This is a genomic window from Lacticaseibacillus sp. 30 (assembly GCF_053819265.1).
The window spans coordinates 125611-151574 of sequence record NZ_JBSOQX010000003.1 but is presented as its reverse complement, the minus strand read 5'-3'; the positions used below and the strand labels follow the sequence as shown (position 1 = coordinate 151574).

Annotated in this window: 26 protein-coding genes; 4 read left to right on the top strand and 22 right to left on the bottom strand. The window is 46.2% G+C overall.

Going from position 1 to position 25964, the window contains the following annotated elements; genetic code table 11:
- Window positions 1-14 precede the first annotated feature (14 nt).
- From ACWPAB_RS03390 to ACWPAB_RS03380, 3 genes are read left to right on the top strand one after another with little or no spacing between them, the layout of a single operon-like run.
- Window positions 15-665 carry a lysophospholipid acyltransferase family protein gene (locus ACWPAB_RS03390; protein WP_003575293.1) on the top strand — a complete coding sequence of 217 codons (651 nt, stop codon included), beginning with the start codon at window positions 15-17 and terminating at the stop codon, window positions 663-665.
- A gap of 56 nt (window positions 666-721) precedes the next feature.
- Window positions 722-2116: an amino acid permease gene (locus ACWPAB_RS03385; RefSeq protein WP_003579435.1), complete on the top strand. Its 1395-nt coding sequence runs from the start codon at window positions 722-724 to the stop codon at window positions 2114-2116.
- Window positions 2117-2146: 30 nt separating this feature from the next.
- Window positions 2147-2938, top strand: coding sequence for a DUF1003 domain-containing protein (locus ACWPAB_RS03380; RefSeq protein WP_003564777.1), 792 nt, complete (start codon window positions 2147-2149; stop codon window positions 2936-2938).
- 97 nt (window positions 2939-3035) lie between these two features.
- On the opposite strand, the gene ACWPAB_RS03375 is transcribed toward ACWPAB_RS03380, so the two are convergent.
- From ACWPAB_RS03375 to ACWPAB_RS03320, 12 genes are all read right to left on the bottom strand, one after another.
- Entirely contained in the window at window positions 3036-4829 is a 1794-nt protein-coding gene (locus ACWPAB_RS03375) for an ABC transporter ATP-binding protein (protein ID WP_076665376.1), read from the bottom strand.
- On the bottom strand, window positions 4819-6576 hold the full coding sequence (locus ACWPAB_RS03370) for an ABC transporter ATP-binding protein (protein ID WP_003575296.1): 1758 nt from the start codon (window positions 6574-6576) through the stop codon (window positions 4819-4821). The genes ACWPAB_RS03375 and ACWPAB_RS03370 overlap by 11 nt, the downstream gene beginning before the upstream one ends.
- Before the next feature lie 141 nt (window positions 6577-6717).
- Window positions 6718-6939: a YneF family protein gene (locus ACWPAB_RS03365; protein WP_003564771.1), complete on the bottom strand. Its 222-nt coding sequence runs from the start codon at window positions 6937-6939 to the stop codon at window positions 6718-6720.
- Window positions 6940-6999: 60 nt separating this feature from the next.
- Window positions 7000-7245: a DUF896 domain-containing protein gene (locus ACWPAB_RS03360; protein WP_003658561.1), complete on the bottom strand. Its 246-nt coding sequence runs from the start codon at window positions 7243-7245 to the stop codon at window positions 7000-7002.
- 32 nt (window positions 7246-7277) lie between these two features.
- Entirely contained in the window at window positions 7278-7454 is a 177-nt protein-coding gene (locus ACWPAB_RS03355) for a hypothetical protein (RefSeq protein WP_003564766.1), read from the bottom strand.
- Between the two features lie 229 nt (window positions 7455-7683).
- On the bottom strand, window positions 7684-8031 hold the full coding sequence (gene rplS, locus ACWPAB_RS03350; RefSeq protein ID WP_003564764.1) for a 50S ribosomal protein L19: 348 nt from the start codon (window positions 8029-8031) through the stop codon (window positions 7684-7686).
- Window positions 8032-8167: 136 nt separating this feature from the next.
- Window positions 8168-8935 (bottom strand): tRNA (guanosine(37)-N1)-methyltransferase TrmD, encoded by a 768-nt coding sequence (gene trmD, locus ACWPAB_RS03345; protein WP_003564762.1) that lies wholly within the window; start codon window positions 8933-8935, stop codon window positions 8168-8170.
- A complete protein-coding gene (rimM, locus tag ACWPAB_RS03340; protein ID WP_003575298.1) occupies window positions 8925-9443 on the bottom strand; it encodes a ribosome maturation factor RimM in 519 nt (172 codons plus the stop codon). Before rimM ends, trmD begins: the two co-directional genes overlap by 11 nt.
- 147 nt (window positions 9444-9590) lie before the next feature.
- Window positions 9591-9845, bottom strand: coding sequence for a KH domain-containing protein (locus tag ACWPAB_RS03335; RefSeq protein ID WP_003570439.1), 255 nt, complete (start codon window positions 9843-9845; stop codon window positions 9591-9593).
- A gap of 12 nt (window positions 9846-9857) precedes the next feature.
- The gene (gene rpsP / locus ACWPAB_RS03330; RefSeq protein ID WP_003564756.1) at window positions 9858-10133 is read right to left on the bottom strand and encodes a 30S ribosomal protein S16; all 276 of its coding nucleotides are present in this window, start codon (window positions 10131-10133) and stop codon (window positions 9858-9860) included.
- 144 nt (window positions 10134-10277) lie between these two features.
- Window positions 10278-11714, bottom strand: a complete 1437-nt coding sequence (ffh, locus tag ACWPAB_RS03325; RefSeq protein WP_003564751.1) for a signal recognition particle protein — start codon at window positions 11712-11714, stop codon at window positions 10278-10280.
- Window positions 11715-11726: 12 nt separating this feature from the next.
- A complete protein-coding gene (locus tag ACWPAB_RS03320; protein ID WP_003564749.1) occupies window positions 11727-12068 on the bottom strand; it encodes a putative DNA-binding protein in 342 nt (113 codons plus the stop codon).
- Between the two features lie 406 nt (window positions 12069-12474).
- On the opposite strand from ACWPAB_RS03320, the gene ACWPAB_RS03315 reads away from it, so the two are divergent.
- Window positions 12475-12789, top strand: a complete 315-nt coding sequence (locus ACWPAB_RS03315) for a hypothetical protein (protein WP_003564747.1) — start codon at window positions 12475-12477, stop codon at window positions 12787-12789.
- A 67-nt stretch (window positions 12790-12856) separates the two neighbouring features.
- On the opposite strand, the gene ftsY is transcribed toward ACWPAB_RS03315, so the two are convergent.
- The 10 genes from ftsY to plsX form a co-directional block, all read right to left on the bottom strand.
- The gene (gene ftsY / locus ACWPAB_RS03310) at window positions 12857-13852 is read right to left on the bottom strand and encodes a signal recognition particle-docking protein FtsY (RefSeq protein WP_003579445.1); all 996 of its coding nucleotides are present in this window, start codon (window positions 13850-13852) and stop codon (window positions 12857-12859) included.
- Complete coding sequence (smc, locus tag ACWPAB_RS03305) at window positions 13852-17406, bottom strand: chromosome segregation protein SMC (protein WP_003579447.1); 3555 nt, start codon at window positions 17404-17406, stop codon at window positions 13852-13854. The genes ftsY and smc overlap by 1 nt, the downstream gene beginning before the upstream one ends.
- A gap of 17 nt (window positions 17407-17423) precedes the next feature.
- Window positions 17424-18119, bottom strand: coding sequence for a ribonuclease III (rnc, locus tag ACWPAB_RS03300; RefSeq protein WP_003575305.1), 696 nt, complete (start codon window positions 18117-18119; stop codon window positions 17424-17426).
- Window positions 18120-18338: 219 nt separating this feature from the next.
- Window positions 18339-20132, bottom strand: a complete 1794-nt coding sequence (locus tag ACWPAB_RS03295; RefSeq protein ID WP_003579449.1) for an oligopeptide ABC transporter substrate-binding protein — start codon at window positions 20130-20132, stop codon at window positions 18339-18341.
- A 193-nt stretch (window positions 20133-20325) separates the two neighbouring features.
- A complete protein-coding gene (locus tag ACWPAB_RS03290; protein ID WP_003579451.1) occupies window positions 20326-21234 on the bottom strand; it encodes an ABC transporter permease in 909 nt (302 codons plus the stop codon).
- A gap of 16 nt (window positions 21235-21250) precedes the next feature.
- Complete coding sequence (gene opp4B / locus ACWPAB_RS03285) at window positions 21251-22213, bottom strand: oligopeptide ABC transporter permease (RefSeq protein WP_003564732.1); 963 nt, start codon at window positions 22211-22213, stop codon at window positions 21251-21253.
- The gene (locus tag ACWPAB_RS03280) at window positions 22213-23166 is read right to left on the bottom strand and encodes an ABC transporter ATP-binding protein (RefSeq protein ID WP_003564730.1); all 954 of its coding nucleotides are present in this window, start codon (window positions 23164-23166) and stop codon (window positions 22213-22215) included. Before ACWPAB_RS03280 ends, opp4B begins: the two co-directional genes overlap by 1 nt.
- A 3-nt stretch (window positions 23167-23169) precedes the next feature.
- Window positions 23170-24192 (bottom strand): ABC transporter ATP-binding protein, encoded by a 1023-nt coding sequence (locus ACWPAB_RS03275; RefSeq protein ID WP_003564728.1) that lies wholly within the window; start codon window positions 24190-24192, stop codon window positions 23170-23172.
- Window positions 24193-24641: 449 nt separating this feature from the next.
- Window positions 24642-24884 carry an acyl carrier protein gene (acpP, locus tag ACWPAB_RS03270; protein WP_003564726.1) on the bottom strand — a complete coding sequence of 81 codons (243 nt, stop codon included), beginning with the start codon at window positions 24882-24884 and terminating at the stop codon, window positions 24642-24644.
- A 53-nt stretch (window positions 24885-24937) separates the two neighbouring features.
- Window positions 24938-25963, bottom strand: coding sequence for a phosphate acyltransferase PlsX (plsX, locus tag ACWPAB_RS03265; protein WP_003584588.1), 1026 nt, complete (start codon window positions 25961-25963; stop codon window positions 24938-24940).
- Window position 25964 lies beyond the last annotated feature (1 nt).

Genomic DNA, 25964 nt, shown 5'->3' with positions numbered 1-25964 from the left:
AGGAAGAATAAGCCATGTTTTATAGTTTTCTGCGTTATATCATTGCCGGTTTAATCTGGCTCATCAATGGCCACGCCCAAACTCAAAACAAACAGCAGCTACCTGAAGGGCCGTTTGTTTTGGTTGCGCCGCACCGTACGTGGCTCGATCCCGTTTTTCTAGCACTGGCTTCGTGGCCGCATCATTTTTCATTTATGGCCAAAAGTGAATTGTTCAAGAATCCTTTAATGCGCTGGCTGTTAGTCAAAGTGGGCGCCTTTCCAGTTGATCGAGCCCATCCCGGTCCTAGCGCGATTAAAGTACCGGTTCGTGCGTTAAAAGACGAACACAAAGCGCTCATGATTTTCCCAACTGGCTCTCGCTATTCGGCTGATATGAAAGGTGGCGCGATTCTCATTGCAAAGCTAGCCAAAGCCCCCATCGTCCCAGCTGTTTATCAAGGACCTGGTTCTTTTTGGTCATTATTTAAACGTAAGCCTGCGATTGTGCGCTTCGGTGCACCTGTTGAACCGCCTAAAGGTAAGCTGACCGACGAAGCCCTTGCCGCTTTTAGTGACAAGCTGCAGGAAAACTTTAACGCGCTCGATTACGCGATCAATCCAGAGTACAAGTATGTGCCTGACAAGAAGAAATATCTGGAAGAAAAGGAACACGGAGAAGTTTAAGGTTCGCTAGTCGAACCTTTTTCCTTTTTATTCAATACAGAAAGTGAGCTTGATTCATGAATCTTTGGAAACAGATGACCCGAAAACCTGATGTTCAGGCCGCACTCAATGCTGATCATTTACTGACACGCAGTTTAACAACGCGTGACCTGATCGCGTTAGGTATTGGCGCCGTCATAGGTACGGGAATCTTTATTCTTCCCGGAACAGTAGCGGCGACTACCAGCGGACCAGCGATCACGATTGCTTTTATTTTGGCTGCCATCGTCTGCTCGCTAGCGGCTATGTGTTATGCCGAATTTGCATCGGCTCTGCCAGTTGCCGGCTCGGCTTATGCTTACGGCAATCTCGTGTTTGGTCAAGTCTTTGGATGGATTATTGGCTGGGCACTTATTTTGGAATATATGCTGGCAGTTGCCGCGGTTTCAACCAGTTTTTCTGCGTATTTCGCTAGTCTTCTACAAGGCTTTCACATCACTTTGCCAGCAGCCATTGCCGGTCCGTTTTCGCCGATTCACGGCACTTATGTGAATCTGATTGCGGTCATTGTTGTTCTTATCATTGGTGTCATGTTGTCACGCGGTATGCAGTCCTCCATGGCGATTAATCGTTTAATGGTATTAGTGAAGTTACTCATTATTGCCATTTTTATTGTCGTTGGCTTTTTTTACGTTCAGCCAGCTAACTGGCATCCATATTTGCCATTTGGTGCAAAAGGCGTACTTGCCGGTGCTGCGATGGTTTTCTTTGCCTATCTCGGCTTTGACGCCGTGTCTGCTTCAGCACCAGAGGTCAAAAATCCGCAACATACGCTACCACGCGGCATCATCGGCACTTTAGTCATTGCCACCATTTTGTATGTGTTAGTCGCGATTGTTTTGACCGGCATGGTACCATTCACCAAATTAGATGTGGCCGATCCAGTTGCTTTTGCCTTGAGCGCCGTGCATCTGCGTAGCGTTGGCGGTATCATTTCGGTAGGCGCCTTGGCTGGTATGTTCACCATGATGGTCACCATGATCTACAGCTCATCAAGGTTGATTTATGCGATCGGCCGTGACGGACTGTTACCCCGTTGGTTTGGTCACGTTAAAGGCCATCTGCCTAAAAATGCGTTGTGGACTGTGGTTTTGATCATTGCGATCATGGGCGGCCTTGTGCCACTCACGCAACTAGTCAACCTCGTCAATATCGGCACCTTAATTGCTTTTGCCTTCGTCTCAATTGGCATCATCCCCTTGCGCCGACATCAAGCCTTTAACAATGAAGGTTTCAAGGTTCCTGGGTATCCAGTGACGCCGATTATTTCTTTTCTGTTTTGTCTGCTATTGATGACCCAGTTAAGTGTCGAAACTTGGATTATGAGTCTGATCTGGTTTGCCTTCGGACTTGTCATCTACTTCAGCTATGGCATCCGCCATGGTCATGTTGCCGAGAAAAGAATTGAATGAATCTGCTGAATTAAGAAAGGAAAATAAGTCTTGATCAATCCTCAAACTGCAACCTGCTTGGTTGACGGTAAAGTCTATGCGATTAGCGATGGCCTTTTCTTAAGCGACTTGGAGCCTAAGTTGGCCAATATCATCAGAAACGACTATCCGAAGGCGACTAAGAACAGTTTCATCTGCAATCCTCACCTTCTGACTTATCGGCTAGAACGCATGCGGCGCCAACAACGGCAAGATGCGCGTGCGCATGATAAAATCAATCGAAAAATGTCGCAGGCTTTGGTCAAAGACAACTTTCAGCTGACCAATGTTTACGACAACATGGAAGCGACGATTACTTTTGGCGAGCGAATTGCCGATGCCGTTGCTAAATATGCCGGATCTTGGCCATTCATTATCATTTTTTCTGGTTTTATGATTGTGTGGATGATCCTGAATACGGTCGGCATTTTCGGAGCGAAATTCGATCCATTTCCTTTCATTTTGCTTAACTTATTTCTGAGCATGATCGCTGCTTTGCAAGCACCACTCATTATGATGAGCCAAAATCGAGCGGCCGAATATGATCGCTTAGAAGCGAAAAATGATTATCATGTCAATCTAAAATCAGAAGAAGAAATCCGACTGTTACACTCAAAGTTGGATCACATTATTTCAGATGACAACCCCAACTTATTTGAGAGCCAACGACTCACCGTTGAGGTTCTGGGTGAAATGGTCAATCAACTCACTGAAACCCGCCAGCAACTTGAATTGTTAAAGGCAACGCAGGATCAGGCCAATAAGGATATAGCCATTGATCAAAAAAACAAAACCAATGAGTAATCATGTCAATTCGATTTATATTGAAAAAGATCCCCGGTACCGTATGCAAGCGTAATTGCCTGTACATGGTACTGGGGATCTTTTTAATGATTTGCATTTATTCGGCATGATCGCCAATTTGCAGATGATACATTTCATAGTATCGGCCACGCTTGGCTAACAATTCGTCATGCGTGCCGCGTTCAACAATTCGACCTGCATTCAAAACTAAAATCAGGTCGGCATCTTGAATCGTTGATAGCCGATGGGCAATTGCAATTGTCGTTCGCCCTTGCCGAATCCGACGCAAGCCTTCTTGAATAACGGACTCTGTTTCCATATCAATGTTGGCCGTCGCTTCGTCCAGTACGAGAATTTTCGGGTCAGTCACCACTGTGCGGGCAAAGGAAATCAGTTGTCGTTCGCCGCTGGAAAACTCAGTGCCACCTTCAATAACCTTGGCATGATAGGTGCCTGGTAGTTTATCGATAAAGCGATCAGCTTGCACAAACTCAGCCGCCTGTTTCACTTGCTCATCGGTGATACTGTCATTGAACAAGCGAATGTTGCTACTGATATCGCCATAGAACATGAATGAATCCTGCAATACTAATCCTAATTTTTTCCGCAATTCTGGCATGGGATAGTCACGAATGTCCACGTCATCAATTAAAATCTGGCCTTCACCAAACTCGTAGAACCGCATCATAACGTTGATAATCGAGCTTTTTCCGGAACCGGTGTGCCCGACCAAGGCCACGGTTTCTCCCGGATTGGCAACGAAGCTGATATCATGCAAAATATCGTGCTTGCCATCATAAGCAAAACTGACGTGCCGGAATTCGATTTTGCCTTGTTGGATCAGCGCATGAGCATCAGGATGCTGCGCTGGCGCATACTCTTGACTGTCGAGAATCCGAAAAATCCGGCTACCCGCAACAACGCCATCCTGCAAAAACGAAAGGTTATCCATCATATTAACCATCGGATTAAAGAAGTTTGCCGTGTAAGTCGTGAACGCATAGATCAGTCCAGCTTCCACGTAACTATGCATCGAAATCAATCCAAAGGCCCATAAAACCGCAATCAACGCAAAGGAATATAACAAGTTAATCACTGATGACAGCAACAAAGAATTGACGCGAATCATCGCCTTACGTGAGTCCAGATATTCCTCATTCGTCGCTTCGAATTCTTGACTGATGCGATTTTCCTGACGAAACTGCTGAATGATGCCGATGCCTTCAATAGATTCGTTCAGTTGGGTATTCAACTCTGACAGTTTTTCACGCATGTGCCGATAAACCTTGGAACTGTACGTGCTGTAATACCAGACCACTATGAGCAAAATGGGCAGAAAGGCAGCGACCATCAAGGCTATCTTTGGATTGGCCGCAAACATGATGGCAAAACTGCTAATAACTGAGAATAACCCGACGATAACAGCTAAAATGACGTTCCAGAAATCGGAAAATGTCATTGTGTCATTGGTGACACGCGACACAATCGAACCAGCTGGCGTTTGATCAAAATACCGCATACCTAACGTGTGCAGTTTGGCAAACAGCTGACGGCGAGCATCTTCTAAGCCGCGCTCTGCGCCCATGTTGAATAAAAATGTCTGAAAAAATTGGAAAACAGCTTTAACGAGCGTGCCAAATGCATAGAGTACTGCAAACAGCAGCAGAATCTGAACCGTTGCACTTTGATTGGCCAAATAACGATCCATGAACTGTTGGAGAATGAATGGTAGCAAAACGTTCATGCCTGCAAGCAACGCAGCCGCCACAATGGCGCCAACGAACTGTCGCTTATACGGCTTAGTGTACCCCATCAGCCGCTTCATAATTTTGAGTTGTTGTCGAATCGGAATACTTTTCGACCAGGCACTCTCATAACCCTTACTTGCCAAGTGATTCACCTTCTTCCGCTGCTTCCATTTCTTGTTTTGCCCACATTTCGGCATACCAGCCATGCTTGGTAATTAATTGTTCATGAGTCCCGCGCTCAATCACCTGACCATTTTCAAGGACGAGAATCTCATCCGCATGCATCACTGAGCTGAGACGATGAGCAGCAATGATTGTCGTCTTATGGGCACGATCCTGCTTCATGTTGGCTAAAATTTCTTCTTCGGTTTTAGCATCCACTGCAGACAAGGCATCATCGAGAATCAAGAGTTCAGGCGCGTTGATCACTGCTCGTGCGATAGACAGCCGTTGCTTTTGACCGCCTGACAGACTGACTCCTTTTTCACCCACCAGCGTGTCATAGCCAGCCGCAAACTTTTTAATGTCCTCGTGAACAGCACTTTCTTTAGCCGCTTGCTCAACATCCTGTTGTCCCTTTTCGAACGCTGAAAAGCGAATGTTATCGGCAACTGTTGTCGAGAATAAGAAGTTGTCCTGTGGCACATAACCGATCGAATCTAACAAGGCGTCCAGTGAATAATCTTTGATATTATGGCCGCCAAACTCAATCACGCCATCGTAGTTATCAAACTCGCGTAAAAGCAACTTAAAAATAGTGCTCTTCCCGGCGCCGACCTTGCCGACAATCCCTAGCGTGTGACCTTCAGGCAGCGTAAAATGGACACGGCTTAAAGCGACCTGTTGATCATCCGGATAACTAAATTTATTGATTTGATAACGAATATCGCCATGCGCTGGTGTCGTAATCGCGTCTTTGGCTTCAAGGATCGTCGACTTTTCCTGCAACAGTTCATCGACCCGATCATAACTGGCATTCCCACGTTCTAGAATGTTAAACAATCGGCCAATCGCAAACATCGGCCACACTAATGCTGACACATACGTCACAAAGGAAACCAGTTGGCCAATCGTGATTTGTCCATGAACGACCTGCCAGCCGCCATAGATGATCGTGATGACATAGGTTAAGCCCATGATCAGACTTGTCGTTGGATCAAATAAGGCATCGATCATATTCACGCGCCGATTAATTTGCACGGTATGGTCGACAATTTGATTAAAATCTGCCGTATCTTCGGCTTCCTGGCCAAATGTTTTAATGACTTTAATGCCGCTGACACTTTCCTGCGTTTTATCATTCAAACGTGAAAAGGCCGCCTGCGATTCAGAAAAAGCCGCATGCAAGCGGGTGCCTAGTTTTCGTGCCATCACCGCCAACAATGGCATTGGCAAAATGGCAACAATCGTCAACCGCCAGTCAACGACCAACACCATCGCAATGATGGTGGTGCCGCCAGTAATCATGGAGTCGAACAAGGTTAAAATACCGGCCCCGGCAACGTTTTGCACCGCGTTCAGGTCATTGGTCGCATGCGCCATCAAATCCCCAGTACGGTGTTTTTGATAAAACGTGGCGTCCATTTTCATAAAGTGCCAAAATAACCGCGTACGTAACGTTCGTTCAAGCTTCGCAGCGCCACCCCAGATCGCATTACGCCAACCAAACCGGAATAAATACTGGGCGACCCCGGAAAACAGCAATAACCCCAGCATCCACGCCAAGTGACTGCTGGTTAACCGAGATTTGCTCATCGCATCAACGAGATCCCCAATAACTTTTGGCGGAATCAAATTCACCAAGGCTACGAGCAGCAAAAAAGTAACGCCGAGCAAATACCGGCGCCATTCTTGTTTAAAATACCAACCTAATTTTCTAAAGATTCCCACGACACTGCTCCTTAACCCTTTTGCTCATGGTTTCCCCATCAGCATCTCAAAATAATTAACGTTCTCTCATCATAGCACAAACGCACTGGGACACGAAAGCGCGATGACAAAGTGATTCCTGTCATCGCGCTTTCTTAGCAATTACTTAGCGTTACGTTGGGCTTGTTTCATTTGCGCCATCATCTGGTTCAGTTTCTTAGCAGATGGTTTTTGCCCCATCTGCATCATCATCGTGCGCAGCATTTCTTCGTTCACAGGCGGATTATCCTGAAAATACTTCTTCATGTAAGCCCGTGCCCCGAAGAAACCGCCTGCCAAGCCGACCAGTAAGGCAATGATCCCCACAAGTACTGTGATTAACAATGTGCGGCCTCCTTCAAGTTTCATTCTTCATTGTACTAAAGCAGGTTGACGTTGAAAAGACTAATCTTTTCGCCAACCGTGTTCACGTTGAATCTTCTGAACTTTTTTGCTAGTGAGCTCCTTGCCTTTTTTATCAAAGACCTGCGTATGCTCGATTTGATCTCGCAATCCGGCACGAAAGTCCTTTAAATAAGCCTCGCGCAATTGTTGACGCTCGATTTTCTCTTCGGGTGTCAAACCAACACTGCGATCTTTTTTAGCTAATTCATTGATACGATCCAGTCGTTCTTTTGGTTGTTCTGCCATCATGCTACCTCCTACAATTTCAGTGGCGTGCATCAGTTGAGTTGCACTGCGGCGTAACGATAATTCGCCGCCTCATGCTTAGGATAAGGCGCATTCTTTAACATCGCAACATATTCTGCGGCTCGTCGTTCTGACGAGAAGGCTTTCAACAACTCAGTCGGTGCCGACTGATCCGCATAGTAGACGATGTAGACAAGCTGATCATCCATCAGCCTTCACCTCGAGTCTGTGAGTGCTTCTTTTTTGCGTGTACGAGTTTTCCATCCTACTCATGCTTCGCTATAACGCGCTTGCCAGCCCAGAAACCTGCACATAAGGGCCTCAAGCCTAATTTGGCCAAAGCCCAGCCATTTAGGCTTGAGGCCACTTATGCTCCGGTTTCTAAGCGGGCTGGCTCACGCTCAAAAAAAAAGACCGTTTGCCGGCCTTTTTCCAGTATTAACGACGCTTTTCGCGGATACGAGCTGCTTTCCCACGTAATGCGCGCAGGTAGTAGAGCTTTGCCCGACGAACTTGGCCGTGACGGGTAACTTCGATCTTTTCAACACGTGGTGAATGTAACGGGAATGTCCGTTCCACACCAACGCCGTTTGAGATCTTACGTACTGTATAAGTAGCGGAAATGCCAACGCCGTGACGCTTGATAACAACGCCTTCGAAGAGCTGGATACGTTCGCGTTCGCCTTCAACGATCTTGGCATGGACACGGACGTTATCACCAGGACGGAAGTCTGGAATGTCATCGCGTAACTGTTTCTTGGTAATTTCTTGAATCAATGGGTTCATGGGTATTTCTCCTTTGCCGACATTCATAATCATCCCGACCAGCGGAATGTCGTTGATGTGTGACGTATCACAGTCAATAAGTTTACCATGACTGGTTGGACGTGTAAAGGTGAAAATCTTTACGGTATGCTAGCGTTCAGGATTGATTCTTCAATCTTGCTTCTGCCGCCTTAGTAGCTTCTTCTGTTTTAACTTCTCGCAAGAGTTTTTGAGCAGTTTGATCGAGCGTAATGGTTTTCAAGAGATCTGGACGGCGAAGATAGGTGCGACGAAGGCTTTCCTTTTGGCGCCAGCGAGCGATGAGTTGGTGATTGCCATTTTGGAGGACTTCGGGCACTTTCATCCCCCGGTATTCTGGAGGCCGGGTGTATTGCGGATACTCGAGGAGACCGTTCTCGAAGCTATCGGTGTGGGCACTTTCATCATTGCCGAGAACGCCTGGCAGGAGACGGACAATAGCGTCAATCATGACCATAGCAGGGAGTTCACCACCAGTGAGAACGTAATCGCCTAATGAATATTCATCGGTGACAAGCGTGCGGATGCGTTCATCGTAGCCTTCGTAGTGGCCACAGATGAAGACGAGATGATCTTCTTGCGATAACTCTCGAGCGGCTTGATGGTTGAACTTCTTACCAGCCGGATCCATTAAAATGACTCGCTTTGGACCGGGGTGACGCTCGTTGACGCCATCCATCGCCTCAAATAGCGGTTCTGGTTTCAACAACATGCCTGCACCGCCACCATATGGCGTGTCATCAACATGATGATGCTTGTCATGACTATAGCTGCGATAATCCACCACATCAAAATTAAGTAGCTCGCGTTCAATCGCCTTGCCGATCATGCTTTCGCGCAACGGCTCAAACATATTCGGAAAAAGACTTAAAACATCAATCTGCATCGTCAATCAACCCTTCCGGCACGATCACATGCGCCACTTTCTGATCTAAGTCGATGGACTGGACAACGGATTTTAGGAAAGGCAGTAAAATATCGCTTTTACCGCTACGAGGAATAACCCACACGTCATTGGGACCCGGGCTTAAGATTTCATTGACTTTGCCGAGCGTCTGGCCTTGTTCATCAATAACCGTTAAGCCGATAATGTCTTTGTAATAGTAACTTCCCTCGTCCAGCGGTTGTAACGCTGTCTCGGTAACTTGTAGTTTCTTGCCTTTAAATGGCAGGACTTGATTAATATCGGTGTAATCCTTAAAGGTCAGCAAGGTGAGCCCCTTGTGTTCTCGCACGGATTGAATCGTTAAGGCAGTTTTTGGTGATGTTGCCACATAAACAGTGTTACCAACCTTAAAACGATCGGCCGGGAAATCGGTCGTGACAAGGACGCGTACTTCGCCACGAATACCGTGCGTGTTCACAATGGTGCCGATGTCATAATAATCTGGCATGTTCTTCCTCCTCTAAACGCGCTCGCTGGCCCAGAAACCTCCACATAAGGACCTTGAACCTAAATGGCCGCTTATGCTCCGGTTTCTAACCGGGCCAGCGAACGCTCTTTCAAAATAAAAAGACCGACGCGGTATGCGTCAGTCTTTTTATTCTGCATGCGATGCATCCAAAATATTGAGCCGCACCCGCTTGTTGTACGGGCTTTTGACACTATATACAATGGTTCGGATCGCTTGCGCAACCCGACCTTGTTTGCCGATCACGCGGCCGACATCTTCAGGTGCCACAGCCAAATCAAAGGCCATGTAATCACCTGTTTCATGCGCAGTCACCTTGACGGCTTCTGGTTGTGTAACCAACGGGGTGACGATTGCTTGAATCAAGCTGCCGATATCCACCATTGATAACCGCCTTTATTTCTTGGCAAAGCGCGCTTCGTGATACTTCTGCATGATGCCCTTGCTACCAAGCAAGTTACGTACAGTATCTGAAGGTTGTGCGCCTTTTTGAAGCCAGTTCAAAATATCTTCTTCATTTAATTTCAAATCGACTGGATTAGTCAACGGGTTGTAATAGCCCACGGCTTCGATGAAACGACCGTCACGCGGGGAGCGTGAGTCTGCTACAACGATCCGGTAGAAAGGCTTACGCTTTGAACCCATCCGCTTTAAACGAATTTTAACTGCCACTAAGTCCACCTCCTGCTCATTTATCAACCTTGATAGCATAGCAAAAATATTTTAAGCTGTAAAGCCTTTTTTCTTTACACAGGTAAAATGTGTCGTTTGGCAACGGTCCTGTTCCTAATTGGCTGGTCAGGAAAAAATTGATTTTTAGGAATGGAAACGCTTGGCATTTTTCAGCCGACGTTTCTTGTTCTTCTTTTGTTTACGGACCATTGAGTTCATCGCCATTTTGCCAAGTTTGCCAGAAACGCCGCCGCCCATGAGACCGTCGAGGCCCTTCATGTTACCTTTGCTCATCTGGTTCATCATTTGCTTGCTTTGATTAAACTGCTTAATCATCCGATTGACTTCAACCACTGGCCGGCCAGAACCTGCAGCCAACCGCCGCCGTCGACTTGGATTGAGGAGATCTGGATCTTCGCGTTCTTGCGGTGTCATCGAGTAAACTATCGCCTTCATGTGGGCAATGTCTTTCGGATCCATTTTGACATTGGCCAAGGCTTTGTTGTTCGCCATTCCTGGGATCATTTTCATGATATCTTCCAGCGGACCCATTTTGCTAATCTGATCCATTTGATCCAGAAAATCATTGAAGTCAAAAGAATTCTCGCGAATTTTTTCAGCCATTTCCATGGCTTGTTTTTCATCGTAATTCTTCTGTGCCTTGTCAATCAAGGTGAGCATGTCGCCCATGCCCAGAATTCGGTTGGCCATGCGATCAGGATAGAAGACATCCAGCGCATCCATCTTTTCACCTTGACCAATGAACTTGATCGGCTTGCCAGTGACGGCACGAATGGACAGTGCGGCACCGCCACGAGTATCCCCGTCCAGTTTGGTCAGAACAACACCGGTGATATCTAGCTGCTCATTGAAGCCTTTAGCAACATCAACCGCGGCTTGCCCAGTCATGGCATCAACGACAAGCAAAATGTCGTTAGGATGGGCTAGTTCCTTGATGTTTTTCAGCTCGTTCATGAGCTTTTCGTCAATCTGCAATCGGCCGGCGGTATCGATCAGTACATAATCATTCTTATTTTCTTTGGCAGTTGCCAACCCTTGGCGAACAATTTCGACCGGATCAACGTCGGTTCCCATTTCGAAAACTGGCACGTTGAGCTGTTTGCCGATAGTCTGCAACTGATCAATCGCTGCTGGCCGGTAAACGTCAGCAGCGATCAATAATGGCCGCGCACTGTCATTGTCCATCAGATACTTGGACAACTTACCGACAGTTGTGGTTTTCCCGGCCCCTTGCAAACCAGCCATCATGATGACAGTCGGAATATGTGGTGCCTTGTTCAGTGGCACTGCCGCCTCGCCCATCGTCTTGACCAACTCGTCATTGACGATTTTAATGATCTGCTGTGATGGGGTTAAACTTTCAAGCACTTCAGCGCCAAGCGCCTTGGTGCGGACGTTTTTAATAAATGTTTTGACAACATCAAAATTGACGTCGGCTTCCAACAAAGCTAAACGAATTTCGCGCATTGCATCGCGAATATCGCTTTCACTGACCTTACCCTTACGCCGCAGTCCGCTGAAAGCCTTCTGCAGTCGTTCTGATAATCCTTCAAATGCCATAATTTCCCCCTGCTATTTCGCGGTTTGATCCGCGACTCGTTCTAATAAGGTACTTAATGCCTTGTCGTCTGGATAATGTGTACGTGCATAACTCACTAACGTATCTACAGCTTCATTTTGCGCTTGATAGTTGGCGAAAAGATGCAACTTCTTTTCATACTCTTCCAAGCTAGCCTCGGTGCGTCGAATGTTGTCATACACGGCCTGACGCGAGACGTTAAACTCGGTTGCAATCTCGCCGAGTGAGTAATCATCACCGTAATATAATGCCAGATAGGCATGCTGCTTGTCCGTCAATAACGGCCCGTAAAACTCAAACAGCGAGTTCATGCGATAATTTTTTTCGATTTCCATCATGTCATTCCTTTAATCCCATGATTGCCGGCAACTCAGTTTCCCCGGCCGCTTGAACATGGTCCTTGTATAAGGATACCGGTATCGCTGAAAATGGTCAATTACTTAAAAAATTAGGTTGATGGCCACGGAGCTAAATGCTAGCGTAGAAAGCCAGCTTCGACTATCGGTGGATAACAGCCAAGAAATAGGGTCGAAGAAAAGATTGCTTTCTTGCAATTGCTTCAAAAACACATTTGCATCCGCAGAAACCTGCACATAAGGACCTTGAAGCTAAATGGCCAAAACCCAGCCATTTAGCTTCAAGACCACTTATGCTCCGGTTTCTAACCGCGCCTGTTCGCGCTCTTCCAGTTTCCCCTAGTTTCGTGGTACACTGAACATGTGAAAAATTGGAGGGAAGAATATGGTCTCAACCTTTATTTACTGGGCCGTGTTTGCCGCTCTCGCTGCTTGGGGACTGTGGAGTTTGGTCTTCTCATGTGTTTACCTGAGCAACCATGAAAACGGCAATTTGTGGTTCTTTGCTATCATTAATGCGATTCTTGGCCTTCTAGGCTGGTTATTCGCTTGGATCATGAGTAATACGGCATGGCAACAATACTGGTTTGCAAGTAAGGTGCAGCCATCTGCATGGTTCACCTACCTGCTCATCGGTTACCTTGTCTTGATTGTCCTACAGGTCATCCTTGGCCGGGAGAAGAAAGTGCAAGCAGCTTAATGTCATAAAAAAAGCGTCGTACTGGTTTTTCGCCAGCACGGCGCTTTTTCGTTATTCCTCATTTTAATTAAGCTTCGACCTTAATCAAACCCTTAAATAGTCCGGCCACAAATTTAGTTGGATCAAAAGCTTTTAAGTCGTCCATCTTTTCACCAAGGCCGACAAGTTTGACCGGTACATGCAGTTCATTGCGGATTGCCAACACAATTCCGCCCTTCCCTGAACCGTCAAGTTTTGTCAAAACAATTCCAGTGATTTTAGTTGTTTGATTAAACTCCTTAGCCTGATTAAGTGCATTTTGACCGGTTGTCGCATCCAAAACCAGCAAGACTTCCTGTGGTGCATCCGGCAATTCGCGGACAATGACCCGCTTGATTTTGTTAAGCTCATTCATCAAGTTGACCTTGTTTTGCAATCGGCCAGCTGTATCAACGAGCACAACATCAAATTGCTCATCCTTGGCGCGTTTGACGCCATCAAAAACCACCGCGGCCGGATCGCCGCCTTCTTTCGTGGCAACGACAGGTACATCAACCCGGCGACCCCATTCCTGCAATTGCTGGATGGCACCAGCACGGAATGTATCGGCAGCAACTAGCAGTACCCGCTTGCCTTCTTCCTTTAGCTGGTGGGCAAGCTTGCCGACCGTTGTTGTCTTACCAGCACCGTTGACGCCGACAAACAGGAACACACTTGGCCCTGATTCAGCAAAATGTAGGGCATTGTCTTCATCCTTACCAGCATCGCCATACATATCCACCAGCTTCTCCACAATCACACGGGAAACGGCCTTAGGGTCTTTGGCATTTTTAAGCTTAACTTCTTCACGCAGGTCGTCACTAAGCTTAACTGCCGTTTCAAAGCCGACATCAGACTCAATCAGCATCTCTTCAAGATTGTCAAAAAAGTCTTCGTCGACACTACGAAAATTAGCAAACAGTGCATTGAGCTTTTCACCAAAACTGCTGCGGCTTTTTTCTAGGCCCTCATCATATTTATTTTCTTCAGGCGTTTCCGGTTCATCACCGGTAAACGCCTTTTTGATCGCATCAAAAAGTCCCATTAATTGATCGCTTCTTTCTGTGATTGATCCAGACTAACAGCCATAATTCGGCTAACACCTGATTCTTGCATCGTGACACCATACAATACATTCGCTGCAACCATCGTGCCATGCCGGTGAGTGATGACAATAAATTGTGTGGCGCTAGCATAATGCCGTAAGAATTCACCAAATCGATTGACATTAACATCATCTAACGAAGCTTCAACTTCATCGAGGATGGAGAATGGTACCGGACGCACTTTTAAAATTGCAAATAACAGAACAATCGCCGTTAGCGCCCGTTCGCCACCGGATAGAAGGGAAAGCCGAGTCAGTTTTTTGCCAGGCGGCTGAGCGGAAATCTCGATCCCTGTTGCGAGCAAATCATCCGGATTCGTAAGGCTCAAATGTGCATGACCGCCACCAAACATTTGCGGGAAAATTGCTTCAAAAGCACTATTGGTCTGATCAAACATATCCTTAAATCTTGTTTTGACCGTTTCATCCAATTCGTGCATCGTTTCTTCTAACTGCTGCTTAGCCTCTAGAAGATCATCTTGCTGCTTGGTGAGAAATTCGTAGCGTTCATTGACTTCCTTAAACTGATCAATTGCGTTGAGGTTCACCGGTCCCAACTCATCAATGCCACGCTTTAAAAGCTTGAGTTTACTTTTCAATTCAGGAATTGGCGCGTGATCGGCTGTCACTGCTTCCTTAGCGGCCTCGTAAGTCAACTGATAATCCTCGGCTAAAGTATTCAACCGAGCATCCAAACCTAGTTTAACTCGATTCAAAGCAACCGCTTGCTGCTCAGAAGTTGCCATAGCTTGGTGTTGCTGCTCATAAGTGGTCGTAATACGCGCCGATATTTGACTCAGCTTACCACGATTTTCCGCCTTTTGTTGTGTTAATTTGGTTTGATCCGCCTTGAGCTGCTTTAATTCAGTTTGCAAATTCGCGATCGTAGCGGTACGACTGGCCTTTTCTGCAGCAGTTTCTTCGGCCGTCGCAGTAATGTGCTCAATTCGTTGTTGCAAATCGGTCGCTTGGGCTTGCGCATCCCGTGCTTGCGTCTGCCATTGCCGTTGCTGGTCATTCAAGGTCTGTAAATCATTGGTTGTGACTGCTAGCTTGGTCTTCAACGCATTAACCGTTGCTGCATGCTGGGTGCTGGATGCCGTTGCCGCCGCAACAGCCGCCTTAGCATTTTCAATAGTTGCTTGTGCTTCAGCAATATCTTGAACCAATTTTTTACCTTGGTGCTGCAACTCAGTTAATTTGGCACTAAGATCTGCCTGCGCCGTATCTGCTTGTTGTGCCGCTGCCAGCTGACGTTGCGCCTGACGCAAGGTTTCCGCTTGGGCTGTGTGCTGACTCGTAATTGTTGTCAACTTTGCGGTTAATGCCTGTGCCTGTTGGGAAGCCGTTTGCCAAGCTGCCTGGGCCACGTTTTCTTTTTTCGTCAAAGCAGTCAGATCAGCTTGCTTTGCCTTTAATGTTTCAACAAGCGTTTGCAGTTGGACCTTTAAATGCCGGGCCTCTTGACTGCGAGCAAGCGGCGATGCTTGGCGTCCCTGCTTGACTTGGCCCCCAGTCAACGAACCCCCCGGATTTAAAATGTCGCCAGCTGTTGTGACAATTCGATAACGATGGTGGGTGGTATTGGCAATCGCGATGGCATGTGGCAAGGTATCCACCATCAAAACGCTGCCGAGTAAGTTCGCCATGACGTGTGCCAAATCTGCAGGATATTGGGCTAATTGCAACCCAGTGCCTAAAAAGCCTTCAGCACCTTCAACCAACTGTAGAACCGCACTGGGCAGCTCTCTCGGCCGCATAACGGCAGCCGGCAGGAAAGTCGCCCTACCTGCTCGTTGTTGCTTGAGCAGGCTAATGGCGCGTTGTGCAGCCGCTTCGTCACGGGTCACAATGGCCTGTAAGTTGCTACCCAAGGCTAAGTCAAACGCCTGTTGATAGGCAGTTGGAACCTCAAGTAATTCTGCGACCGCACCAATCACTCCGGGAAGTTGATCCTTATGCTTTAAAACCACCCGAACCCCATTGTAAAAGCCAGCATAATCATCATTCAGTTCGGATAACGTTTCATATCGCGCCCGACTGCGCTGATAAGTGGCCAGCTCGTCTTGATAAGCTTGCTGTTGGGCCGCCCGTTGTTGCTGCAATAGATCACGATCAGTTTTGGCCTGCTCAACGGCTGTTTGCTGTTCATCAACCTCTGCTTGCAACTGTTGCTGTTGCGTCAATAATGCAGTGACCTTGGCTTCCTGATCCTGTGCATGTTTACTTAGTTCGTAAATCCGACGATCATGCGCTGCATTTTGGCTGGCGGCTAACTGTTGATCTTTTTGTAAAGCAGCCTGAGCATTTTTGTTATCGGCCTGTGATTTTAACAGATCAATATAATGATTCTGGGCTACTTCCACTTGTTGATTCAGTTTGGCTGGATCCTGGTTTGCCTGCTTTTGCTGGGCCAATTCTTGCTTAATTGCTTGCTCTTTTTCGGCGGCAGCAGTTGTTTTTGTCTTAAGTTCCTTCAGTCGCTGATTTGCTTCCGTTAACGCTTGTTGAGCACGCGCCAGTCGTTCCTTTAAATCGGCCAACGTGGTTTCAGCATTAGCAGAACGTTCACTAGATAGGTTGGCTTCTCCGCTAAGATTCTCAAGCTTCATCGACCGGCTCAAGACCTGGTCATTCAACTGATTAAGCTGGTTCTCAAACTGTCGATCTACGGCACTTAACCGCTCCGACTGATCTTCCAAATCTTTAACCTTCGCCGTCAAAGCGGCGATGGTTTCCTTGGTGACCTTAGCCTCACCTTGGGTTTTCTCCTGTTCGGTCGCTAGTTGTTCGATCTCTAAGGCTAATAAAGTTTGATGAATCTGATGATACTCGCCGGATTGTTGTTGATAGTCCTTAGCCAACGAAGCCTGCTCACGTAATGGTTCCACCTGATGCTTCAATTCCACGATAATATCGTTGATCCGCGCCAGATTATCATCGTTATTGGCGAGTTCTCGTTCTGCTTTGGTTTTCTGTTGCTTATATTTATAAACGCCAGCGGCTTCTTCAATAATGCCCCGGCGTTCTTCTGGTTTACTATTAAATATGGCTTCAACCCGACCTTGGGAAATGAACGAAAAGCTTTCACGCCCTAAGCCGGAATCCATGAACAAATCCACGATATCTTTCAGCCGAACATCTTGACCATTTAATAAAAATTCAGATGTCCCATCTCGATAAAGTCGCCGAGTGACAGAAACTTCATCAGGTTGATTTTTCAGATAACCATCATGATTATCAAAAGTCATCGTGACAGATGCACGATTAAGCGCTGGTCGCGTATCAGTGCCTGCAAAAATCACATCGCCCATCCGTTCGCCGCGCAAGCTTTTAGCACTTTGTTCGCCTAAGGCCCAGCGGATGGCCTCAGTGATATTACTTTTGCCACTGCCATTAGGTCCGACAATCCCAGTTAAACCCGACACAAAATCAATCTCAGTTTTGTCTGCAAATGATTTGAAGCCATTAATGATTAAACGCTTTAATTGCATGATGACCCCAATTCTACTTACCGTTTCAAGCTGGCTAATGCAGCTTTTGCAGCAGCTTGCTCAGCCGCTTTCTTATTCTTGCCAAAACCGGTACCCAAAACCCGGCCATCGACTTCGACATCAACGTGGAACTGCCGCTCATGGGCTGGTCCCTGCTCATCTAATAAGTGATAAACAATCGCCACATCACCATTTTGCTGCAAAACTTCCTGTAAAGCCGTTTTGTGGTCTTGATCGGCTGAAAACTCTCCCGCATCAATTTTCGGGAAAATAATCTGCTGAGCAAACCGAATGTTGGCATCGCGTCCTTGATCAAGGTATAAGGCGCCATTGAAGGCCTCAAATAAATCTTCTAACAACGTTAAGCGTTTCCGCGCCCCAGCCTTTTCCTCACCTTTACCAAGTTTAATATACCGGTCGAAATGCGCTTCTTTTGAAAAAGCCGAGAAGGCCGCTGTCTGAACAGCCGCTGCCCGAATTCGGGTGAGATCGCCTTCGGGTTTGTCGGGAAACTTGCGATACAAATAATCTGAAACTGTCAATTCCAAGACAGCATCGCCTAAAAATTCCAATCGTTCATTGTCTTTTAAACCTAATTCTTTATGTTCATTCACATATGAGGAATGCGTAAACGCCTCATCCAAAAGACTGAGATCATGAAACTCGATCCCATAACGTTGACGCAATTCACTCACAAACTCTGAGGCAACCATTAAAAATCCTCCTCGAAAATGCATGCATGAGCTCGTGAACGGCTTGGGTCATAAGTTTAGAAGTACCTATCAGGCGCTGGCTATCACTTCTAAGCAGCTGACACGCCGTTGCTAAACCGGACGCATTCACGCGCTCTTTTTTTATTACCTTCTAATTATACAAGAGCGCACAAAAAAAGACACCTGCGATTGCAGGTGTCCTTTAGGATCTAGCGTTTATTACTTAGAAGCTCGGTTGTTGCTGGTAACAGCAATCTTACCCCAGTTCAAATAATTTGCAGTTGCATAGTCAACACTCGCGTTCTTTACACGTTTGTTTACTGGGAAAATCTCTTGGCGATAAAGCGTTGGGATTGCGAAAGCTTCGTCATTAGCATATTTCTGCCAAGCTTTCAAAGCTTTGGCACGATATGCAGGATTCATCGCCTTTTGGCCATCAATATCATCCAACAACTCCGTATTCTTAGAAGAAACAAAACGGGTATAGTTAAATGGCGCCTTAATTGAGAATAGATCCATTGGTGAAGGGTCAGAAGAAAGACTCCAAGCTGCTGCATAAACATCAACACCCTTGTCATCCTTTTGAATCTTGTCGTAGAACGAATTAAATTCAATTGGACGCCCGGTTGTCAGCTTAACGCGCAAACCAATCTTTTTCCACTGTTGAATGTAATTTTGCGCCAAAGGTTGTGCGGTCGACCCACCAGCCATTGTTGCAAAGTTGATTGTCAACTTCTTGCCATCAGGATCGGTCCGATAACCATCTTTGCCCTTCTTATAACCGGCCTTGTCAAGCAAGCTGTTTGCCTTCTTGATGTTCAAGTTATAACCGTCAATGTCAGCATGGACATCTTTACCAAAGACTGGCGGAATCAGGGTTGTTGCACGGGAACGAGTGCCATTGTAAAACTTAGAAGCAACCTGATCGTTGTTCATCGCATAACCCATTGCTTGACGCAAACTCTTGTTAGCCATCTTTGCCTTAGGATTATATACGTTTTCACCTTTACTGTCGTCCCACTTACCTAACTTAAAACCAATGTAATTATAGGCAAGACTTTGATGTCCCAAGTTATCATAACCACCAATACTCTTCCAATCGTTGTAAGTATCAGGTGGCATGTTGTAAACGACATCATACTTATGATTCTTCAGCGCAGATGTGATGGAAGCTGTCGAGACATTTTCAAAGGTAATCTTGTTCAAACCTGGCTTGCCCTTCCAATAATATTGGTTAGGAGTATATTCAATGCTTTGGCCGGCAACAATCTTACTCATCTTGTATGGTCCGAAGAACAGTGGTTGCTTACGCACTTTGTCACTAGATTCAAGTTTGTCAAACGCTACATCATGTAAATAGTGATACGGTGCCGCATTTTCGAGGAAGTAACCGTTTCCTGAGGTGTTAAAGGATGGTTTCATTTCTTTAAAATGAATAACCATTGTGTTACCATTGTCGCCCTTAGGCATGGTCAAACCTGAAATTGAATCAGCTTTTCCATCGTGATATTCGGTCAAGCCTTCAATATTCTGCAAAGACTCAGTGTAGCGTTGACTCTTGGTTGCTTTATTAGCCATGATCTCGTAGGCATAAACTAAATCTCGCGCAACGACGGGCTGACCATCAGACCACTTAACATTAGGTTTAATGGTAACCGTCAACGTCTTCGCACTATTGTTCTGCTTTAGGCTTGCAGCCCCATTATTGTTAAACTTAAAGGTGCTGTTATAAGCAAATAATGATTCTGCAGCAGGTTGCATATATTGATAATCGTAGTTATCAGTATAAAGCTCTTCGTTGAAAACCCCCTTAAATGGTGAGTCATCAACCACCGCCACATTGACATTGCCGCCCTTGATCGCCTTGGCGGAGTTGTTATAAGAAACTGGGAACTTCACAGCTTTATTAGTTGTACTTGAGCTGGAGTTCGAGCTCTTACTACCACAGGCTACCAAGGTAATTGATAAAGCGGTAGCGAGCGTGATCATTCCGAGCACAGAACGCTTTTTCATACTTCTTCCCCCTTCCGCGTCGTCATCGCACTATGTAAACGAAGCAACGCTTCATGTGAGTTAAATGATAGCATAATTAGAACAAAAAAACCAATATTTGGGCACAATTTTTACTTTTTTTCTTCAAAAAAAGAGAGACACTTCGATTTCTCTAAGTGTCTCTCCAGCAATTTTCAGAAAATAGAACTTAAACTCACCCACGACGCTGTCTTGAATCCGCCGCACGCCGTAATGCCTGGCCCACAAAATTGATCGATAGAGATAATGTCAACAACACCAATACAGCTGGAAACCAAACCCACCAACGATTAAAAATCAAATCTGGGTTGGATGCATATCCTATGAGCGTGCCTAAACTTGGCGTCTCCATCGGTAAGCCAAAGCCCAAGAATGACAGTGCTGTTTCAATCCCAATAGAGCTCGCGATGGTCAAGGTCAAATCAGTAATGATCAATGAGCTGATATTTGGCAAGACGCCGGCGAACATGATCTTGAAATTAGACGTCCCCGATGTTTTCGAGGCCATGACATACTCACTACGCGCTTCAGAGAGAACTAGTGATCGCATCAGTCGGGTGGTCGTCATCCAGTAGAATGCCGCCATAATCAAAATAATGGTGATGACGTTGTACTGCGGAATAATCGTGACCAGGACAATGATAACCAGCAATGATGGAATGATCATCCAAAAATCGACCAATCGCATGATCACAGCGTCAATCCAACCGCCAAAGTAGCCTGAGATTGTGCCTAGCACGACACCTACAAATTCAATGATCAAGGCAACGGAAATCCCAATGGTGATCGAGTTTCGCGCTGCAAAGAACAGATATTTGAACATGTCACGGCCGCCTTCATCAGTACCAAGGATATAGCCGCCTGTTCCAGGCGCCATGTAGCGATCCAAAATATTAACCTCTGTTGCACCACCGACATTGAACATCATTGAGCCAATGAATGCAGCGAGGATGATGAACACTGCTAGGATTAACGAAACGACAGCAACTTTATCTTTGCGAAATTCATTCAAAATCACCTTGAAGTTAGAAGGTGATTGTTCAACTTTGGTGGTTGCTGCCACCTCATTTGCATTATTTTGCATAAGTTTTCCCCACCTTCTACTCGATCCGGATCCGCGGATCCACGATACTCATGATGATATCTGACAGCAAATTCCCTAACAACGTCAGGAAACCAAATAGCAACACCAGAGAGATGACAACTGGATAGTCACGACTGGTCATAGAAGAAACAAACAGTTGGCCCATTCCGGGATAACTGAACACTGTTTCCAGAATAACCGATCCACCCAGTAACATGGTAATTTGGTTCCCCATAAACGCCGCAATCGGCAATAAGGAGTTACGCAAAATATGTTTGTTGAAGATGACGCGATCCGGAACCCCTTTTGAACGGGCAGTCCGGACAAAATCTTGTCTCGTATTATCAATAACACCAGTTCGCAAATACTGAATCGTGCTTGGTGTGGTGATAATCCCAGCAACCAAGGCTGGCAGAATCATGTGATAAATACGGTCCCAGACATACCCTAACGTGCCCGGATTATAAGTGGATGACACACTACCACCGGTTGGGAACCACTGCAGGAAGAACCCGAAGAAAATTAAACCCAATAGATAAAAGACGAATGGCGGTACCGCCATCAAAATGAAAGAGCCAACAGAGATAGCTGAATCCCGCTTGGTGCCTTCGTAACGGCCGGCAATAACCCCGGCTGGAATAGCGATAACGTACAGAATAACCGTTGACATTAAGGCCAACCAGAAAGTGTTCACGGCGCGTTCGCCAATCAGACCGGTAACAGAACGTTTATAAACAAAGCTCTGGCCCAAATCACCGTGGAACATATTGCCAACCCATTTGAAGTACTGAATATACCAAGGATCATTCAAACCATATTGCTGGCGTAATGCTGCCATCTGCGCAGCACTTTGACCTTGCGAGAAATTACCAGTCAATGGATCCCCGGGCATCATCTTTGATAGCATGAAAACCAGGACGCTTAACAAGATCAATTGCGGGATCATGATTAAGACCCGTCGCAGAATTGTTTTCCACATTAATCATGCACTCCCTTCATCGTTGAATCTGGCAGCGCAACAAAATGTGTGTCGGAAATCTTCTGGAGATCCAAAACGCGGCCTTCTTTAGAATAATATTTTGATTCTTCTTCTTTAAAAACACGTTCGACTTCACGACGATGCTCTTTATTCTTCTTCCGATCATCAGGGTTGATGTCAGGAATCGCAGAAAGCAGTCGCTGTGTGTAGATGTGCTGTGGATGGTTATAGATATCTTCACGTGAGCCGATTTCAACAAAGCGGCCGCGATGCATGATCGCCATGTTCTTACACATGTGCTTCACAACACCTAAGTCATGGGAAATAAACAGATAAGAAATATTGTATTCCTCTTGAATCCGCTTCATGAAGTTCAGCACCTGCGCCTGAACCGACAAGTCCAACGCAGAGACTGGTTCATCAGCGATAATGAGCTTCGGGTTTGTTGCCATAGCACGAGCAACCCCGATTCGCTGACGTTGGCCGCCGGAAAACTCATGCGGATACTTGTACAAAGCATCGCTTGGCATGCCAACAATATCGAGCAGTTCTTGGACGCGCCGACGTTCTTCATCCCCAGTAAGATTCTGAAAATTGCGAATTGGTTCAGCAATAATATCCTCAATTCGCTTTCGTGGATTCAAACTAGATAAAGAGTCCTGAAAAATCATTTGAACGTCTTTGTTGTACTGCATATGTTTCCGCACACTGCGTTTGGTAATATCCTGCCCTTGATACATAATCGAGCCGGACGTGACCGGTTCCAAACCCACGATTGCTTTGCCTGTGGTGGATTTCCCTGAACCGGATTCGCCAATTAACCCATATGTTTCACCTTGTTCAATATCAAAGTCGATCCCATCGACTGCCAAAACATGGTCCGTCACTCGATTAAAAAACCCTGAGCGAATCGGATAATGAATTTTTAGATTTCTAACCTCAATCATTGCCATAATTTACTCACCTTTTTCAGCTGCTTGTTCGTCATCCGGGAAATAGAAGTCCTTGTAGCAGGTACACTGAACAAAGTGATCAGGGCCAACTTCGTGCATGATCGGATGCTCTTCATGGGCTGATGCAGGAATCCAAGGAATCCGAGCCGCAAACCGACAACCTTCTATCTGCATATTCTTCAATGATGGCACAACGCCTTGAATGACATGTAATTCGTCGTCATCTGAATCTGTCTGTGGCATGGAGCGAAGTAAACTGCGCGTGTATGGGTGCGTTGGATGCTTGAAAACATCCATTACCGAACCACTTTCAACAATTTGGCCCGCATACATAACTGCCACACGATCGGCCGTTTCAGCAACAACGCCAAGATCATGCGTAATTAAAATAATGCCAGAATGCATTTCCCGTTGGATGTCTTCCAACAGATCCAGAATTTGGGCCTGAATCGTCACATCCAAAGCAGTTGTTGGTTCGTCAGCGATGATAATCGGTGGTTTGCAGGCAATCGCAATGGCAATCACAATCCGCTGCCGCATACCGCCTGACAATTCGTGCGGATATGAACGTGCCGTTCGCTCAGGGTTGGGAATACCAACTTGGTTCAGTAATTCCAAGACGCGACTTTCACGCTCTTCTTTGTTCATCTTAGTGTGATAGACCAGTGTTTCTTCAATCTGCTCACCAATCCGCATCAATGGGTTCAAAGCAGCCAATGGATCTTGAAAGATCATGCCAATATCTTTACCACGAATTCGGTCAAAAAGGGCCTCATTCAAGCCAACAAGATTAAGATTGTTGTACAAAATATCGCCAGTGACCTTCGTATTGCGCGGATCATGAAGGCCGATAATACTGGTTGCCAAAGTACTTTTACCAGAACCCGATTCGCCAACAATAGCTAAGATCTCATCTTTTCGTAACGTGATGCTGACATCATCGACCGCATCATAATAGTCGTCTCCGAGTCTGAATCCCGTGTGCAGATGTTGCACATCCAGCAGCAAATCTTCAGGTTTATCCAAGCGAACTCCTCCTTTGCGTCCTCGACGCAAGATTAAAACAAGATGAGATTTTTGAAATAATTGTCTCTAAGTATAAAGAAATTATAGCGGTTATGCAAGCGAAAAATGCGTTCTAAAGCTGTTTTGCCATGTCAAAAGCGAAAATTTGATGGCATCATTTTGGGCCCTGGTCGCCGAAATTTAGCGAACTGTGGGCGCTCAATGAGTTCGTAGCAGCGAATATTTCGAAAAGAATAATCTTTTGATGTGTCGACCGTTGCAACTTCTTATCTGTGGCCAACATCTTCGGTTCGCTGAAAGACAAACGCCATCCCCAAGACCTTATCCGTCAGCGTCTCAGGGACAGTGCCCAGGTGCGCTCATCACGCTCCAGATCAAGGTCTATTACACGATGGTTTCTAGCCAAGCAAACTCTTAAAAAAAGCCGTCCATCTCTGGTCGGCTTTTTGTCACTTCTGATGGGCGTTGATGTAATCAACGGCATCTTGAACTGTTTTGATGTTTTCGGCGTCGTCATCGGGGATTTCTGCTCCGAAGGCATCTTCTAACTCTAAAACAAATTCAACGATGTCAATTGAATCCGCATCAAGATCCTTTTGAAAGTTGAGTGTCGGGCTGATTTTATCGGGACTTAGTTGAAAATGGTCCTGAATTAGGCCGGCAATTTTTTGATAAATTTCGTCTTCACTCATGTTGCTCCTCCATTCATCTGCCAATTTAGTGTACTTGTTTGCCACTGGAATGTCTACGCTTTCTCAGCGGTTTTCGCTTCGGCAACTTCTGGATGGGCATCAAAATAATCGGCAACTTTCGCAACGGTGCCATTTTGAACCATTTTGGCGGTTTGCAGCAAAGTATAATAAACGGTCTCTGCATCTGCCGCACCATGAGCCTTGATTAAAGGTGCCTTGAGCCCCAGCAAGACCGCGCCGCCGTATGACGAAATATCAAAGGTTGAGGCCATCGCCTTGAGATTACCCTTCAGGAACAAACCGCCTAATTTGCCGGAAAGGCCACCTTCATAGATGGCCCCCTTCAGCATGTGCATGACCGTCCGCACAGTGCCTTCAATTGCCTTAAGCGTTGCGTTACCGGTGAAACCGTCCGTCACCACAACATCGGCAGGGCCGTTTAGGATATCACTAGACTCAACGTTACCAACAAAATTAATCCCCGGAGCCGCAGCTAATAAATCATGAGCCTCTTGATGCATTTTGTCGCCTTTGTTGGCTTCAGTGCCATTGTTCAGCAAACCAACTCGTGGATTTTCAACGCCGCGAACATCTTTAGCATAGTAACTGCCCATGATGGCATATTGTAACAGATGATACGGTCGATTTTCAGCGTTGGCACCGACGTCCAGCATCACAAAGCCTTTGCCGTCAACTGTCGGCAAGGTTGGTAACAAACCAGGGCGTTCAATGGCACGAATGCGGCCGATAATAAACAAGCCTGCCGCCAACAAAGCTCCAGTTGAGCCGAGTGAAACCATCGCGTCTGCCTCGCCTTGTTTAACGGCTTGAGCGGCTAAGACCATGGAAGCCTGTTTTTTGCGGCGGATAGCACGAACGGGTTCATCGTCGCTGTTAATTTTTTCCGGAGTATGAATGATTGTTAACCGTTCATCATGATGAATAAGCGGTTTAATTTTTGCTTCATCCCCGTACAAAAGAAATGTCAATTCTTTGTTGGCATCTCTAGCTTTTTCGACCCCGGCAATGACAACTTCTGGGGCGTTGTCGCCACCCATGGCATCAATCGCAATTTTCATT